Raw genomic sequence first — 16,170 nt, 5'->3', positions numbered from 1 at the left:
GTGCGAACGCTTTTTTTTATACCTCTTTGTTTTACCCAAAGCCAAGCTTAAATTTTCTGATATCCCTTATGGTTTAAAAAAAAATTTAGTTTATAAATGCTCTTAACAATGGGCAATCGTACTTTTTGAATGTTGGTGTTGTTTTATAAAGAGAATAGAAATTGTTGAGTTCCTGCCCTGTTTTAAACGGATTCTTTTGTTCTTCTTCGGCAGAAACAATATTAGTATAATGATTGTAGTAGTTACATTCGAAAATCATCAAACTGGCAAATGCTTTTTCATTATTATTTTTAGACATTTTCAAGGCTTTCTCATAATACAATTTTGCCATGGTTAAACCATAATAATTACCTTTCTGATATGTTTTTTCATAATCAGAATTGTCTCCGTAAACATAATCTATATACGATTCTCCAGATGTCCAATCGTACGCCACCATCATCCAGGAATTCCCCAGATAAGAAACATTAAAATAAGCATGTGCCAATTGCAAATTACTTGCCGCCGTATTTTGTTTCTTTAACTGAATCAATTTGGCAATAAACTCCGTTTTATTAAAACGATAATCAAATTTTCGTTCCTTCTCTTTTTGCAGGATTTTAGGCATAAACGGGTTTTCATTTAAATAATCCTTAAAGGAATAATTCTTCTCCCAGAAATCTTTTGGCATACTCGAAAAGGTTTCATAAGCCAATTCTAAATTGTTATTTCTAAAAGCAATTGTGCCTTTTAAGTCTTTGTAGTAATTTATATTTGGTGCTATAGTTCCGGAACAGATGTATTTTTCAAACGGTGTTTTTTCTTTTTTCTGCTGCAAAGCAATCAAACGATCTATATCTTCTGTAGTTGCGCTTCGATCAAAATAGCCTATATAACTGTAAAAATAAGGTCTGTCATAAGCTGAATATTCTCCTTCATTTTTGTGGTCAGATTTCATCATTAGTAATCCTGCTGTAATACGATCGCCTTGTTTATAGAAATCTGCACTTGCAATGCGATACAAACTGTATAAATTCTTGAACAATCCATAATCTGTTTCAACCAGAATTTCAACGGAATCAAAATACTTAAAAAGTTGGTTTTGAACTTTCTCACTTTTCAAATCATCTTGTTTTAGCGAAACTAAAGCCAATTGAATATTTTTTTGCATTTGTATTGATGCGTTTGCCTTGTCAGAAATCATATTGGTATATTTTTTACCCAAATCAATTTCATCATCCATAAAACAAAGCTGTGCAATTGCCGCCGTAATATAGTCTTTTTGCTCTCCCGAAGTTTGTTCACGAATAGAAATTAAGAAATATTCTAATTCTCTTAAATATAAAATATCCTTACTTAAGTTTTCGTCTTTTGCCTTAGCATAATCTCCATACCAGTCTGTTCCTTCAAATGTAACCGATGGACTTCCGTAATTGGTATATTGTGGTGTAAAAATCCAGTCTTCGAGTTTGTTGACTTCTCTTCCTATCAAAAAGCTCAAATTAATACTATTCGGGCTTAGTTTGTAAACTTCTTCTATTGTTTTTAAATCAGGCGCTGGATTACGAAAACTTTCTATAGATAGAATTACACTTCTTTCCTGGTCATTCTGGGCCAAAGCCAAAGTTTCTTCGGTTAATTTCCAATTATAATGTTGCAAAACGGCGAAGGATTTTTCTTCGCAAGAATCAAAAACTTTACTCAATAAATAGTTCTGCAATGGTAAATTGTCGATACCTAAAGCTTTATAATACAAAGCCCAAGGCTCTAAAATAGTATTTTTATTAGTGGTAAAATAAGTATCGTATAAACGAGTCACGTTATTTGGATTCTTATCATAAAAATTAAATCGTAAACTTAAAAACGCATATCGCTGTTTTAAGAACGGATCTTTGGCTGATTTTATCCTTTCATCAAAATCATTATAAACATCTGCCAATCTATTTATTTTACTATTATAACCAATTTGTTCCCATGATTCCCATTTTACATCTTCATTGCTATTATATTCCAGTTTTTTTGCAAACAAAATATATTTTAAAAATGCTTTATTTTTAGGCAGCAACAAAGCTTCAACAAATGTATTTTTTTCGAAGGCCCTCTTTAATGTTTTAGTTTCATAAGCCGTTTCAAATTGTTCCCCATCTGTTTCATACAAAATGGTATGCACATCTTTTGTGTCTATTTGATTTCCTAATTTTTTCTTCCATTCTACACAATTCAATTCCCTGTCAACACTAGAAAAAGTATTGGTCCAGTAGTAAGAATCTGCAGAATAATAAAACGGAGTCAGTTTAAAAAAACCTTCACGTTGTGCTTTGAACAAAACCAAACGACTGGTTTCAGCTGAAACGCTCCAGCCACAGGCAAAAGAAACCTGAAAGCATAAAACTAAAAGTAAACTGCTAAAAACGCGCATAATAGCTGGATATATTTTGGGTTCCATAATCTTCAATGTATTTTTTATCAAAAGAGAAAAAAGTTATTCTGGTTTGATTATCAATCTTAATTTTACTTTTTACAATCGAAATCATTTTCTCAAGTTCTTCTTCCGAAATCTTCTCGATCCTGATTTCATCACCATTCCGCAAATACGTTTGTTCTACTACAACATCATCTTGCAAAACATATTTGGTATCTGATACTTTTTTTAGTTTAATCGTATCATTTCTTAATTCATCATAGTCTGATAAAATTCCTTTAAACTGATTTCCCCTAAAAACAACAGCCCAACTATATAACGGCAATGCAATATCCAGTTTTAATTTATACTGATCGTGTGTAATGTATTGTGCCAGTTCCTGACTTGTCCCAATCGAATTTTTAGTTTTAAAATCTTCCGGTTTTGTCAAATTATAACACATTAACAAACCTTTGTCTACTGGCGGAATTCCTGCTTTTGATGCATATTTATATTGCCAGAGTCGGATTGTAGCCGAAACTTGTGCCGTTGGAAATCCTTTTTTAATTTGTTTTAGTAAATAAAAATAATTGTTCTTCGATTTTTCTGTCCAGTCACAATCGATCAGAACTTCTTTAAAATCAACTTTTAATTTCGCAAGTTCGATCGATTTTACAGAATCATAATTCATGCTTTTATAGTTTTCCTTTTTATAGTAATCTTTTGGATATACAATTCCATTGGCAATCTTATCGGCCTTGGTTCCATTCATTTTTTCACCAATTTTCTGAACACGCTGTGCAATTCTGGCTGCCAGGCTGTCCAATTGTTTTTTATCAGATCGCAAAACAACTTCATTGGTAATAAAAATACTTGGCGTAATATCAGGATTACTTTCACTCAGTCTGATATTCCTGATTGTAGCGACCGGCAAAGGTTCTTTGGCATAGGGATTCCAGTCGACATCAAAAAAACGAACATACATATGTTTTACGTCTAAATTCCTGATTAAAGAATCATCTTCTTTTTCAAAATTCAAATCCGTTTTCCAATAACAAAAAGATCGCACTACACCATGTTCTTTCTCACAAGTTGCTCCGTTTAGTACCACAAAGAGCAAAATAAAAATGATATTCTTCATATTCAAAAAATACTTACAAATTTGAATCAAAATTAACATTAATAATTATTAGAATATGATTTATTTATGAACAACTTCTGCTTTGGATTCTTACCTTTGCAAAAATTTTTTTTATGTCAAATATATATTTAGGATACCATTTTACGATTGAACCAAAAGAACCGGGTTCAGAAATTTTAATTGCTGAATTAGGAGAAAAAGCGTTTGAGACTTTTACAGAAACTGAAAACGGAATTTCGGCGTATGTGAAGAAAGATTTATGGGATGAAAATATCCTGGATGACATTTATATTTTAGAATCTGAAGAATTTAAAATTGAATATACTATTGAAGAAATCGATCAGGTAAACTGGAACGAAGAATGGGAAAAGAATTTTGAAGCAATTGATGTAGACGGAAAATGCCATGTTCGTGCTCCATTTCATCCAAAAACTGATGCGGAATTTGATATTGTTATCGAACCCAAAATGAGTTTTGGTACGGGTCATCATGAAACAACATACATGATGATTCAGCATTTATTAGAAATGGATGTTAAAGGTCTTAAAACTCTTGACATGGGTTGCGGAACTGCTATTTTAGCGATTCTTGCTGAAATGAAAGGTGCTGAGCCAATTGATGCTATCGACATTGACAACTGGTGTTATTTGAATTCTATCGAAAATGCAGAACGCAATAATTGTAAACATATTACCGTTTACGAAGGCGATGCAGCTTTGTTAGCCGGTAAAAAATACGCTTTGATCATTGCAAACATCAATCGTAATATTTTGTTGAACGATATGCAGCATTATGTTGATTCTTTAAATAAAGACGGCATAATATTATTTAGCGGTTTCTATGAAGAAGACATTCCTTTTATTGATGCTTCCTGCACAGAAAAAGGGCTGACATATGTTAAAAAGTTTCAAAAAAATAACTGGGTTTCATTAAAATACGTAAATTAGATAGTTGATTATCTGAAATTTAAGTAGCTCACAGATTAAACTGATCAAACAGGTTAACAACTAATTTAGCTTTATTAAAAGCTGTTTAATTGTAAATCTTTGACAAAGAAAATTAGTAATTACAACAGTACAAAAACCTAAAAACATGAGTACTAAAGAAAAAGTAAGAGAAAGAGTCCGCGAAAAAGAAGCGACAAGTTTCAATAACGAAATCATTGTTTATAATGACGATGTAAACACTTTTGATCACGTAATTGACACTTTGATGCGTGTTTGCAGTCACACGCCTGAACAAGCAGAACAATGTTCCTTAATTGTACATTACAACGGGAAATGCACCGTAAAAACGGGGCCAATGGATAAGCTTAAACCTCAATGTACACAACTTCTGGAAGCTGGACTAAGCGCCGAAATTGTTTAATTGCAAATCATAAAAAAACAAAGACATTCTATTTTATTCTGGTTGGGATAAAGTAGAATGTTTTTTTTATAGCTATATTAGAAAAGTCAATCCCTCTTTTTTTTATTAATAACTGCCTGCAATGCCAATAATCAGGTCATTTTAGAATTAAAATATAATTCTTTTAAGATAATTAAAAAGGTTGTTAAATTTGGAATTAAGAATCAAAAAACACCAAAATTCTATTCAGTCGTTTTTTCTAAAGAAAATAAATAACTGCTTTTTTTTAAAATACGAATTGCAACTTTCGACTCAGATTAAACCGAAAATTGTATTTAACTGTTTAATTTCTCAATAAATTAAAAAACATTCTATTTTATTCTATATTTGAATAAAATAGAATGTTTTTTTATGGAGGAATATGGAAAAATATTGATCATCGTTACGCCTATTTTTTTAGTATTAATTATAATCGAAAAAATATACGGCATTTACAAAAAGGACGATACTGCTCCTTTGATAGACAGCGTATCGAGTATAAGTTCCGGAATTACCAATTCTGTAAAAGATGTTCTGGGATTAAGCCTGACTTTTATTTCTTATGAATGGATGGTTTCTAAAATTGCAATCTATCATTTAGAAGCGAACGTTCTATCCTATTGTATTGCCTTTTTTGTCATTGATTTTTATGGTTACTGGAGCCATCGATGGGCTCACCAAATTAATCTTTTCTGGAACAAACATGCGATTCATCATAGCAGCGAAGAATTTAATCTTGCCTGTGCTTTGCGTCAGCCTATTGCAAGTTTAGCCAATCTATTTACTTTTTTATTGATTCCCGCAGCAATATTGGGTGTTCCTGCGACTGTAATTGCGATTACTTTACCATTGCACCTCTTTTTACAATTTTGGTATCATACCAAACACATCAAAAAAATGGGATTTCTGGAATATATTCTGGTTACTCCCTCTCATCATCGTGTACATCATGCCATCAATCCGGAATATTTAGATAAAAACCATTCGCAGATTTTTATCTTTTGGGACAAATTATTTGGTACTTTTCAAGCTGAATTAGAGAATGTTCCGCCCGTTTTTGGTATTACCAGACCAGCAAATACCTGGAACCCTATCCGAATTAATTTTCAACATTTAACCTTATTAATTAAAGATGCATGGAGAACTGAAAATTGGAAAGACAAATTTACCATATGGTTTAAACCAACTGGTTGGCGTCCTGAAAATTTTGACGAAAAATATCCGGTAACAAAAATTGATAACGTTTTTGATTTTCAAAAATATGGAACACAGAATTCTCAGAAATTAATTTACTGGTCAGTTATACAAGTTTTGGTTACATTGTTGTTTGTCACTTATTTATTTGATAATATTGCTACAATTGGTTTGCCAAATATTTTCATCTATGGCTTATTTATCCTGATGACAATTTATAGCTATACCGAATTAATGGATAAAAGCAGATTTGCTATTTTTTGGGAGGGTTTACGCTTTGTAGCTGCAATTGCAATTATGGTGTATTATGGCGATTGGTTTGGCTTAAATCATACTTTTTCTATGAGTAATTATATTATTTTAGGTTACTTAAGTATATCTTTTTTGATTACGATTTATTTTGTAACTACTGAATTCAAAAAACCAAACAACCAAATAATAAATTCATAAACCAGTTATGAGAAATACTATCTTTTTTAAAATCTATATTTTTTTGAGTGTTCTGTATCTCATTTTTTTGTTGACAGGGCATGAAAATTTAGATTTATTTTTAAAACCTGTTTTAATTCCGTTCTTGGGATTTGGGGTCTATTTTCATCGAAAATTTCCTTCAGGGAATATACTATTAACAGCTTTGATCTTTTCCTGGATTGGAGATGTTGTTTTACTTTTTGCTGATATTGCAGAGATCTATTTTATTCTGGGATTAGTTTCTTTTTTAATTGCTCATATTGCTTATTGTGTGCTTTTTAACAAGCAGATTACAGGAGAAATTCAGATTAATAAAGTACTGTTTGGAATTGGAAGTCTTCTAATTGCTTTCTACTTAATTGCAATGATCACTATTTTAATGCCAAAATTAGGTGAGTTAAAAATACCTGTAATTATTTATGCAGCGGTAATTTCTACAATGCTTTTATTTGCATTTAATGGTTATTTAATTTGGAAAAAACCTGCGGCTTTATATATTTTTCTTGGCGCTGCTGCATTTGTTATTTCTGATAGTATTCTGGCATTCAATAAATTTCATGCAACGATAGAAAGAAGTTCGTTTTTTATTATGTTAACTTATCTTGTGGCACAATATCTGATTGTAGTAGGTATTTTACAACTGAACAAGAAAAAAGCAGATGCGCCCACAATTTAGCTGATAAACAGATTTACATTGATTTTTTAATCACTAAAAATTCATGAAATCCGTAACAAAAAGAAAAAACGCTTTTACCTTTGCAAGACCAAATATTTTAAACCATGAAAAAAATTGCCCTTTTTATCATTCTGTTAATCACTGCTGCTTCTTGTGTGAGTACAAGATCTACTTTGAAAAATGTAGATAACAATGCGCCTGATTTAGTTCTAAAGAAAGACAATACATTTTTAATTACTCTTTTTAGCAGCGATAAAAAATACGGTTACAATCCGGATTATCCAATAAATATTTTTTATCAAAACACAAGAAACGAAGCCTTGAATGAAACTCGTTTTCTAAATGCTTTAGCCGGACCAAACGGAGAAAAAATCACCTATACCCGTCTAGAAACCTGTTGTCCTTTCCCTACCAAGCGAAGCGATATGGGTGCCGGATTCCTGAATGTCTATGAACTAAAATGGGAAGGTCAAAAGAAACCTGTTACTCTTTATTTGAATGTTTACGAAAAAGGAATTTTAATGGTTCCGATGGGATTGAGTTTGAAAAAGGAATAGTATAAAACTAAAATTATCTGCTTTTATAAATTCCAATCTTAATAGTCTATTGCTGCTATAAATTTGCTTTTTATTTTTTATCAAAATCTTGTCTTATTGTACTGCTATAATAACCTATTATGATACTTGAAAATGAAATTATGAATTACTTTTGCCATTGCTGGCACGAGAAATTCGTTCGTGTCAATAAACTGGATAAATTTATCTGTACAAAGAATAAGAACATGAAGTTTTTAGGAACAAAAATGAATTAAAAAAAATAAATGCTATGCCTGGAATAACACCTTTACTTTTAATTCTTCTTCCAATATTATTTCAAATTATAATTGGCAGAAAAGCAATTGGCGAAACAATATCATTAAAATTTAGAACTGTTTGTTTTATGAATTTCATATTACAGATTATCTTTTCTATTCTCTCTTTTTATGCTGCTTCTTATAATATGCAAACCCTTAACGGGCAAAATTACAGATGCGGAATGTGGATTGTTGGGTTTATTGGACTTTTGCTAATTTCCTCTTTCTTATTGATTGCAACAATGATTATACAATACTTTATCAAGAGATCTTACCAAAATTAAGTAATAATATATGATTAAAACTAAAACGGCTTTTACCCTTTTTTCCATTTTAACTATTATCATATTCCCATATTATATAATCTATGGCAATTCAGATATCTTATCTTCTATAATTCCCGGATGGAATACTACTATTCTTCCAGTAAGAGTTGCTTCACAATTAATTAAGTTTATTACCCTTTGCATTGTAAGCTTTTATTATTACAAGCTTTCCAGAAATAGTATAAAGATCGATTTAAAAAAAATTTTACTCCATTTATCACTGACACTTCCAGCTATTTTGGCTGCAAAACTAAATGTATATCATTTGGTCGAAATGAATTTATACAATCCGGAAAGTTTCTTGTCACAGATTCAAATGGTAATTTATATTAATGTAGTACTCAATATCCTATTTTTCACGGGTCAGATTTTATTTGGTACCTACTATTTTAGACACAGAAAAAACAGCAATTATCTAGCTATAGAAAAGTAACTAAACAACCTATTTACAACATAATAGCAGCTACAAATCATGATGCGATTTATCGAACTAAAAGCTTTTTTTAGGTTAAGATCTCGCCCTTACAGGTTTTAAAACAACAATCGTTTTTTGATAACGCTATACTATTACCAAGACTCTTTCAGAATAATTTTCAAGCAATTGCTTTTCTAATAATATGATAAATATCATTTAGCAGTTTTTTGCAATATCTTAATATTGCTCCTAATTAAACATTTATGATTGTAGATAAACTTACACGGAAATCGTATAATTCTATTAAAGCTTCCAGCCCCCGATAGAAGCGGAAATCATTTTTTGAGAAAGCCTGTTTTTTTCTGGTTTTTGCAGAGCGACTAAAGGAAGCTCCCGCAAAGGCCAAGAAAAAAAAGGGTTTAGAGAAAAGCATTACAGCGGATAGCAGGATTGGCTTCTTAAAATAATCTTAAATCTTAATCTCGTATTCATAAATCATAACTACCTTTGCACTGTCAAAAAATCATATTATGAACATACAACATATTCCTCAAATTAAGCATACTGAAAGTGGTAACTTCTTTTTATTGGCGGGACCTTGCGCTATTGAAGGAGAAGAAATGGCTCTTAGAATTGCTGAAAAATTAGTTGGTATTACCGACAAACTTCAGATTCCTTATGTATTTAAAGGATCTTTTAAAAAAGCAAACCGTTCGAGAATTGATAGTTTTTCCGGAATTGGTGACGAAAAAGCATTAAAAATTTTAAGAAAAGTTTCTGAAACTTTTCACGTTCCAACGGTAACAGATATTCATACAAATGAAGATGCTGAAATGGCAGCGCAATACGTTGACGTTTTACAAATTCCTGCATTTCTTGTTCGCCAGACTGACCTTGTTGTTGCTGCGGCTAACACAGGAAAAGTGGTAAACTTGAAAAAAGGTCAATTTATGAGCCCTGAAAGCATGAAACATGCTGTACAAAAAGTATTGGATTGCCACAACGAAAATGTAATGGTTACGGATCGTGGTACTATGTTTGGCTACCAGGACATGATTGTTGATTTTAGAGGAATTCCTACTATGCAACAATATGCATCTACGGTTCTTGATGTAACGCACTCGTTGCAACAACCTAACCAAACTGCCGGTGTTACGGGCGGAAGACCTGATATGATTGAAACTGTTGCTAAAGCGGGTATTGCTGTGGGTGTTGATGGTATTTTTATCGAAACTCATTTTGACCCTGCTAACGCAAAAAGTGATGGTGCCAACATGTTACATTTAGATTATTTTGAAGGCTTAATGACCAAGTTAGTTGCCATTAGAAAAACAGTTAACTCATTTTAAATTTTTAATACTATTTTCATTGAAAACAAAAATTTTATTTTTCTTTCTGATGTGTGTTTCTTTAAACACTTTTGCTCAGGAAGAAATCACAGTACAAAGATATACAGCTCATAATAAAGGAAAATTTTTCGTTTCCTGGGGAGGTAACAGAGATAGTTATACTAAATCTGATGTAAACTTTAGAGGTAAAGATTACAACTTTACGGTTAATGACATGAAGGCTCATGATAAACCAAAAGGATGGCATCTTGACTATGTAAATCCTGCAAACATGACAATTCCTCAGACTAATTTTAGAATGGGATATTTCATTAGCGATCACTACAGTGTTTCTATTGGATGGGACCACATGAAATATGTAATGACTCAGAATCAAACAGCTAATGTTAATGGTTATATTAATTTACCTGCTGATCAGGCTGGATCTTATTATAACGGAGATTACAATAATAGACCTGTAGATATGTCTCTAAATGGTGCTCAGGAAGGCGGCTATGATAAAGGTACTGCTCAGGGAAATCCTCCTGCTTTTTTAATGTACGAACATACAGATGGTTTGAACTATATTAATACTGAGGTTTCAAGACATGATGATATTTCTAAATTGTTTGGCATTACTAATACTGACAAAGTACAAATTAATCTAACTGAGGGTTTAGGTGCAGGGCTTTTATATCCTAAAACCAATACCACTCTTTTAGGAAAGGAACGTCATGATGATTTTCATATTTCAGGATATGGTTTATCTGCAAAAGCGGGTATTAACTTTACTTTCTTCAAATATTTCTACTTGCAAGGTGAGCTAAAAGGCGGTTACATCAACATGCAGGACATTAGAACTACAACAAGCAGTGAAGATAAAGCTTCGCAGGACTTTTTCTTTTTCCAGAGAATTATTGCTGTAGGAGGGATTTTCAGAATCTAATATCTCATAAAACATATTTAAAAAATAGTTATCATTTTGGTAACTATTTTTTTTTGCCTTTTATTTGTTATCATTAATGAGTTGCCAACAGATTTTACGGATAAAACTGATTTACACAGCCTTTTTTGAATAACGATGTATTTTTAATCCAGCGAAACCCCTTATAACCTGTTAAATCTGTGCGCCATTTTTGACTTTAAAAGAACACTAAATATAAACATGAAAAAATCAAAATATCTATTTGTCGGAATTACATTTTTATTGAGTTTTAGCTGTGCTTTGTTTGTTGCGATGCAGGTTTTTCCCAATAATCTGTTTTCGGGAACAAAAACGAAGACAGCAACTACTTTGACAGATAAAGTTCAGGATGGTGATCTTATATTTCAAACTTCGGAATCAAGTCAATGTGAAGCGGTTCGAATTGCGACAAACTCAAAGTTTTCCCATTGTGGGCTTATCTATAACATCAACGGAAACTGGTTTGTTTTTGAAGCCGTACAGCCTGTAAAACTGACTCGCCTTGAGGATTGGATCAACCACGGAAAAGATCAAAAATATCTGGTAAAAAGATTAAAAAATGCGTCAACCCTATTAACTCCGGCCACACTGCAAAAAATGAAAGATTACAGCCAGCGTTTTATGGGCAAAGAATATGATGCCTATTTTGATTGGTCTGATACAAGGATTTATTGCTCTGAACTGATCTGGAAAATCTATAAAAATGGTGCTAATATCGAATTATCAAAACTAAAACAACTGAAAGATTTTAATCTGACTGATGCAAGAGTAAAAAAGGTATTAAAAGAAAGATATGGAAACGATATTCCGCTTGAAGAGAAAGTTGTTGCGCCTTCTGATTTAGTCGATTCTGATTTACTGAAAACTGTAATTGATACGTATTAAAATTAATTGCCCGCTGATTTAACTGATCTGACAGATTAACGCAGAAAATGTAATACAAAAAAAGCGATGAGAATAAACTCATCGCTTTTTTATTATACTTATTTTTTATACTATCTTATGTCAAAATTTCCATATATATATTGATAAACTGGCATATATGACAAATATTCATCGGGGTTAGAACAAAATGTCAGAAGAAATAAATCAGAACCTTTTACAAAATAATATTGAAGAATAGTGGCAAATCTTCCATCATCTAACATTGTTTTATAAACAATTTCCTGACCTGTTACATTATTTTTTATAACTTTTCTATTCGAAATAATTTCGTTAGTAACTCCAATTCTTCTGTCAATTATCTTTTTGAGCATTTTAGGTTTAATGTTAGAATAACCCATATCACTAATCCTTAAACTAATATTTTCAATAAAATTATCATTCGGAGAACTTTTTTCACTCAATAATATAAATGATTTTTGAAGTGAATCTGTTTTTTTAAGATACCAATTGGAAGGAAACAGTAGGGAATATTTTTTCTCACTAATGTATAACTTGTCATAAGCATTTTCAGCATTCTGCTGACTGTAACAAAATGTTACAAAAAACAAAAAACCAAGTTCAAAAAACCACTTCATAAACACCTTAGTTTGCCGTTGGCAAAACAATTCCGTTTTGATCCATTAGATATAGTAATGATGTCATTGTTGCAGCCCCAAGTTCTAGTTCTCTCTTATTTATTGCATCAAATTTATCATTTGCTGCATGGTGATAATCGAAATAACGTTGTGAATCTGGTTTTAAACCTGCTTTAACAATCGCTTTAGACGTTAAATGACCAATATCTGAACCTGCGTGCCCAATTGTAAAACTGTGCACTAAATAAGGCTCAAAAAGAGGCGTATAGTCTTTTATCTTTTTATAATTCGTGTCATCAGCTTCTATAGAAAATCCTCTTGGGCTAAATCCTCCTGAATCACTTTCCAGAGCAAAAATATGATTTTCGTTATTTTGTTTAGAAACTTCTTCATATTTTGCTCCGCCTTTTCCGCCATTTTCTTCATTCATAAACAAAACTACACGAATCGTATTTTTAGGTTTGTAGTTTAAGTTTTTAAGAATACGAATTACTTCCATACTTTGCACTACTCCTGCTCCATCATCATGAGAACCATCGGCTAAGTCCCAGGAATCTAAATGTCCGCCAACAACCATAATATTTTGTGGATTAACTGTTCCAGTTAATTCTCCAATTACGTTATGAGATAAAACATCCGGCAAAGTCTCGCAGGATTGTTTGAAATAAAATTTTAAAGCAGGATTCGCTTTTAAAGACTTACTTAGCAATTCGGCTCCATTTGTACTAACAGCAGCAGTTGGAATATATTCTTCTTTTGGCAAATCGCCATAACTTTGAGCTCCCGCATGAGGAAAATCATCTAAACGTAAATTCATCGAACGAACAATAGATCCTACAGCACCAAGTTTAGCGGCTTCCTTTGCTCCTGCAAATCTTTGATCTACACAAGCTCCGTACGAAACAAAAGTTTCGATATTTTCAGGATTCATTGGTCTGTTAAAAAACACAATTTTACCTTTTACTTTAGATCCTAAAGTTTTTAATTCCTCAATACCTTGTACTTCTACAATTTCTGCTGTAAGCCCGGTTTTTGCAGTTGCAATCGAGCCTCCTAAAGCGCAGATTGGCACATTTGTTTTCACTTTTCCGTCTAAGATATAGGCGGTTTCTTTTTCGCCGCGAACCCAATGTGGTACCATAACTTCTTGTAAATACACTTTATCAAGTCCTAATGTTTCCAACTGTCTTTTTGTATATTGTACGCCTTCTTCAGCACCTTTAGAACCTGACAAACGGCTTCCGATATCGTTAGACAAATATTCTAACCAACTATAACATTTTGCCTCGGTCAGAGCTTTTTTATAGAATAATTTAATGTTCTTTTCTTCATTTGACTGTGCAAAAGAGGTCAATCCGCTTAAGACTAAAGCAGTTATAAGAATCGTTTTTTTCATTGGGTTTATGACGTTTTTTTGGGTTGTTACGCAAAGGAACAAAATTCTTTAGAACTGCCGGAGTTTCTCACTCAATATTCTCACAAAAAAAACTCTAATTACAAACCTGTTCGTTTATAATTAGAGTTTTTATCATTTTAATAAAATAAAACTATTTTACTTCGATAATCTTATTCTTTGTTCCAATTCCATTTTCATTAAAAGCTTCGATAGTAAAGTAATACTTTGTTCCTTTGTCTAAACCTCTAAAATCATACGAATTATCTCCATACACCATAATGGCATTGTATAATTTATCAGGCGTGATACCGTAATAAATATTGTAACCAATGGCATCCGCTTGTTTTTTCCAGGAAATCATAGCATTTCTTGAATCTGTTTTATTTCGATCTACTTTAAGCGAGTTAACAGCTTTTGGTTTTTCTAATAATCCATTACCAAATACTCTGAAATCAGAGATCGCAAACAATCCAGATGCATTATGAATATTTTCCATTTTGATGTAACGTGCTTTAATTGCTTTCGTTAACTCTACATAATCATGAGGAACATCTTTGTCATTTTTAGATTTATCGACTACTAATGTCCAGTTCTGCGCATCATCAGACATATAGATTTTATATTGATAATAAATATCCATTGCTTTATTAAACTGAGTCGCTTTATGATCTGCATAATTAATCTGCAATGCCTTAATTTCCATTGGTCGGCCTAAATCCATCTGAAGCCATTCTCCGGCATCAGCTGTTTTAGCAGACCAATAGGTTTGAATATTTTCATCTGTTAAATTTTCAGCACCGTAGCAGAATTTCTCGTATACTTTTTTACCGCCATTATCCATTCTGTGTGTTTCCACTTCCATACATTCTTCAGAAGAAGAAACTGTTACCGGTTTTTTATACGAAAGTAACATCCATCCTGATGAAGCTCCTTTTGTCTGATCACGCTCTTGTGTTGGCAATACAATTGGAAAATCGCCGTAAGAAGTGATAGAATACATGACATCATCTTTATCAAATCCCGCAGGAAACATATCGATACGGCGCTCAAAACGATCTTTTATCGAAATTTTGCAAGTCCCGGTATTCCAGTAATTGCCAAAATTATCAGCAAAAGTATTTCCGTGTCCTGCTCCAATTACAAATCCTCCCGGTTTATATGACATTGGATTGTGTTTTTGATATTCAAAAGGCCCTAGCGGACTATTACCAACGTGAACTCCATTTGCATATCCTTTAAATTCAGTCGCCGGAGCACCATATTGCATATAGTATTTTCCGTTGTGTTTGGTCATCCATGCACCTTCTATAAAATCACCCCAAGGTGCAGGTTCCATATCATTGTTAGGTCCAAAACGTTCCCAACCGTGGTTTTTAGGATCAAGTCCCACTACTTCTTTAATTTGTCCGTACGGACGCTGAATATCTTCTACTTCAGTTGCAGCGTATAGCTTTGCATAGTCTGCCTGATTACCTATTGGCAACCACGTTTTATAATCTACTTCGGTACCAACAAGAGGTAATTTTCCGCTTGAACCGTAATACATATATACTTTTTTATCATCATCCTGAAAAATAGCAGGATCCCATGTTGGCAGCATTGCTTTGTCTACGTGCCTTGTCCATCTTCCTGATTTAGGATCAGCTGTTTTCCAGATTGGGTGATCTTTCTTCCACGTTGAACCTACATAAAATAAGGTATCATTTACAACCCATGCCGCAGGTGCGCACTGATCATCATCGCCCGGCTGTCTTTGAAAACTTCCGTAAACGAAATTCCAATCTGACATATCCTTGCTCCAAAAGAAACCTGCCTGATTGGTAGCAAATAAATAATACTCGCCCTTGTAAGTAATAATTACCGGATCTGCACTTGAACGGCGCGATTCCGGAATTCCGTTATGATTATGAGTGGTATAATTGTACCCAATATTAATTGGATTACAGTAGGTTGTAGCTGTTTTGTTAGGATCAAACCATTCTGTTTTACCCGGAATACTGGATTTTTGTGCCGAGATATTGGTATTAAATCCTATCAAAAGCAACAAAAGCGATAGAGACGATAGTTTATACATTTCTTTTATTTTTTGTTTTTAAAATTAGATCTCATAGTTTAAAATC

15 protein-coding genes are annotated in these 16,170 nt (G+C 32.5%); 10 read left to right on the top strand and 5 right to left on the bottom strand.

Features of this window, described 5'->3' with window-relative positions; genetic code table 11:
• Positions 1-85: 85 nt before the first annotated feature.
• Positions 86-2,425, bottom strand: a complete 2,340-nt coding sequence (locus QLQ94_RS13910) for a hypothetical protein (RefSeq protein WP_482497517.1) — start codon at positions 2,423-2,425, stop codon at positions 86-88.
• Positions 2,385-3,521: a hypothetical protein gene (locus QLQ94_RS13905; protein ID WP_427402104.1), complete on the bottom strand. Its 1,137-nt coding sequence runs from the start codon at positions 3,519-3,521 to the stop codon at positions 2,385-2,387. Before QLQ94_RS13905 ends, QLQ94_RS13910 begins: the two co-directional genes overlap by 41 nt.
• A gap of 113 nt (positions 3,522-3,634) precedes the next feature.
• On the opposite strand from QLQ94_RS13905, the gene prmA reads away from it, so the two are divergent.
• From prmA to QLQ94_RS13855, 10 genes are all read left to right on the top strand, one after another.
• On the top strand, positions 3,635-4,468 hold the full coding sequence (gene prmA / locus QLQ94_RS13900) for a 50S ribosomal protein L11 methyltransferase (protein WP_482497515.1): 834 nt from the start codon (positions 3,635-3,637) through the stop codon (positions 4,466-4,468).
• A gap of 145 nt (positions 4,469-4,613) precedes the next feature.
• Positions 4,614-4,889 carry an ATP-dependent Clp protease adaptor ClpS gene (locus QLQ94_RS13895; protein WP_041517785.1) on the top strand — a complete coding sequence of 92 codons (276 nt, stop codon included), beginning with the start codon at positions 4,614-4,616 and terminating at the stop codon, positions 4,887-4,889.
• Between the two features lie 390 nt (positions 4,890-5,279).
• Entirely contained in the window at positions 5,280-6,551 is a 1,272-nt protein-coding gene (locus QLQ94_RS13890; protein ID WP_427402105.1) for a sterol desaturase family protein, read from the top strand.
• Between the two features lie 43 nt (positions 6,552-6,594).
• A complete protein-coding gene (locus QLQ94_RS13885; protein WP_482497513.1) occupies positions 6,595-7,248 on the top strand; it encodes a lysoplasmalogenase in 654 nt (217 codons plus the stop codon).
• A gap of 104 nt (positions 7,249-7,352) precedes the next feature.
• Positions 7,353-7,805, top strand: coding sequence for a 2-dehydro-3-deoxyphosphooctonate aldolase (locus QLQ94_RS13880; RefSeq protein ID WP_482497511.1), 453 nt, complete (start codon positions 7,353-7,355; stop codon positions 7,803-7,805).
• Between the two features lie 382 nt (positions 7,806-8,187).
• Positions 8,188-8,385: a hypothetical protein gene (locus tag QLQ94_RS13875; protein WP_271335368.1), complete on the top strand. Its 198-nt coding sequence runs from the start codon at positions 8,188-8,190 to the stop codon at positions 8,383-8,385.
• Between the two features lie 10 nt (positions 8,386-8,395).
• Positions 8,396-8,860 (top strand): hypothetical protein, encoded by a 465-nt coding sequence (locus QLQ94_RS13870; RefSeq protein ID WP_482497509.1) that lies wholly within the window; start codon positions 8,396-8,398, stop codon positions 8,858-8,860.
• Positions 8,861-9,372: 512 nt separating this feature from the next.
• Positions 9,373-10,191: a 3-deoxy-8-phosphooctulonate synthase gene (gene kdsA / locus QLQ94_RS13865; RefSeq protein WP_271335365.1), complete on the top strand. Its 819-nt coding sequence runs from the start codon at positions 9,373-9,375 to the stop codon at positions 10,189-10,191.
• Between the two features lie 19 nt (positions 10,192-10,210).
• Positions 10,211-11,116, top strand: coding sequence for a hypothetical protein (locus QLQ94_RS13860; protein WP_271335364.1), 906 nt, complete (start codon positions 10,211-10,213; stop codon positions 11,114-11,116).
• A 219-nt stretch (positions 11,117-11,335) separates the two neighbouring features.
• Positions 11,336-12,019: a YiiX family permuted papain-like enzyme gene (locus tag QLQ94_RS13855; RefSeq protein WP_482497507.1), complete on the top strand. Its 684-nt coding sequence runs from the start codon at positions 11,336-11,338 to the stop codon at positions 12,017-12,019.
• 110 nt (positions 12,020-12,129) lie between these two features.
• On the opposite strand, the gene QLQ94_RS13850 is transcribed toward QLQ94_RS13855, so the two are convergent.
• The 3 genes from QLQ94_RS13850 to QLQ94_RS13840 all read right to left on the bottom strand — a co-directional run bounded on the left by QLQ94_RS13850 (position 12,130) and on the right by QLQ94_RS13840 (position 16,124).
• Positions 12,130-12,654, bottom strand: coding sequence for a PsbP-related protein (locus QLQ94_RS13850; protein ID WP_271335362.1), 525 nt, complete (start codon positions 12,652-12,654; stop codon positions 12,130-12,132).
• Positions 12,655-12,661: 7 nt separating this feature from the next.
• Positions 12,662-14,050, bottom strand: a complete 1,389-nt coding sequence (locus QLQ94_RS13845) for a M20/M25/M40 family metallo-hydrolase (protein ID WP_271335361.1) — start codon at positions 14,048-14,050, stop codon at positions 12,662-12,664.
• 151 nt (positions 14,051-14,201) lie between these two features.
• Positions 14,202-16,124 carry a discoidin domain-containing protein gene (locus tag QLQ94_RS13840; RefSeq protein ID WP_482497504.1) on the bottom strand — a complete coding sequence of 641 codons (1,923 nt, stop codon included), beginning with the start codon at positions 16,122-16,124 and terminating at the stop codon, positions 14,202-14,204.
• Positions 16,125-16,170 lie beyond the last annotated feature (46 nt).

The sequence above is a fragment of the Flavobacterium sp. B114r genome (assembly GCF_056824125.1).
The sequence above is the reverse complement of the archived record's forward strand: the minus strand, read 5'-3'. Positions and strand labels throughout refer to the sequence as shown.

Excerpts from the sequence above, each read along its gene's own strand:
- QLQ94_RS13840 (WP_482497504.1), bottom strand. The coding sequence starts at position 16,124 with ATGTATAAACTATCGTCTCTATCGCTTTTGTTGCTTTTGATAGGATTT.
- QLQ94_RS13875 (WP_271335368.1), top strand. The coding sequence starts at position 8,188 with ATGAATTTCATATTACAGATTATCTTTTCTATTCTCTCTTTTTATGCT.
- QLQ94_RS13850 (WP_271335362.1), bottom strand. The coding sequence starts at position 12,654 with ATGAAGTGGTTTTTTGAACTTGGTTTTTTGTTTTTTGTAACATTTTGT.
- kdsA (WP_271335365.1), top strand. The coding sequence starts at position 9,373 with ATGAACATACAACATATTCCTCAAATTAAGCATACTGAAAGTGGTAAC.
- QLQ94_RS13855 (WP_482497507.1), top strand. The coding sequence starts at position 11,336 with ATGAAAAAATCAAAATATCTATTTGTCGGAATTACATTTTTATTGAGT.
- QLQ94_RS13910 (WP_482497517.1), bottom strand. The coding sequence starts at position 2,425 with ATGGAACCCAAAATATATCCAGCTATTATGCGCGTTTTTAGCAGTTTA.
- QLQ94_RS13845 (WP_271335361.1), bottom strand. The coding sequence starts at position 14,050 with ATGAAAAAAACGATTCTTATAACTGCTTTAGTCTTAAGCGGATTGACC.
- QLQ94_RS13870 (WP_482497509.1), top strand. The coding sequence starts at position 8,396 with ATGATTAAAACTAAAACGGCTTTTACCCTTTTTTCCATTTTAACTATT.
- QLQ94_RS13905 (WP_427402104.1), bottom strand. The coding sequence starts at position 3,521 with ATGAAGAATATCATTTTTATTTTGCTCTTTGTGGTACTAAACGGAGCA.
- QLQ94_RS13880 (WP_482497511.1), top strand. The coding sequence starts at position 7,353 with ATGAAAAAAATTGCCCTTTTTATCATTCTGTTAATCACTGCTGCTTCT.
- QLQ94_RS13895 (WP_041517785.1), top strand. The coding sequence starts at position 4,614 with ATGAGTACTAAAGAAAAAGTAAGAGAAAGAGTCCGCGAAAAAGAAGCG.
- QLQ94_RS13890 (WP_427402105.1), top strand. The coding sequence starts at position 5,280 with ATGGAGGAATATGGAAAAATATTGATCATCGTTACGCCTATTTTTTTA.
- prmA (WP_482497515.1), top strand. The coding sequence starts at position 3,635 with ATGTCAAATATATATTTAGGATACCATTTTACGATTGAACCAAAAGAA.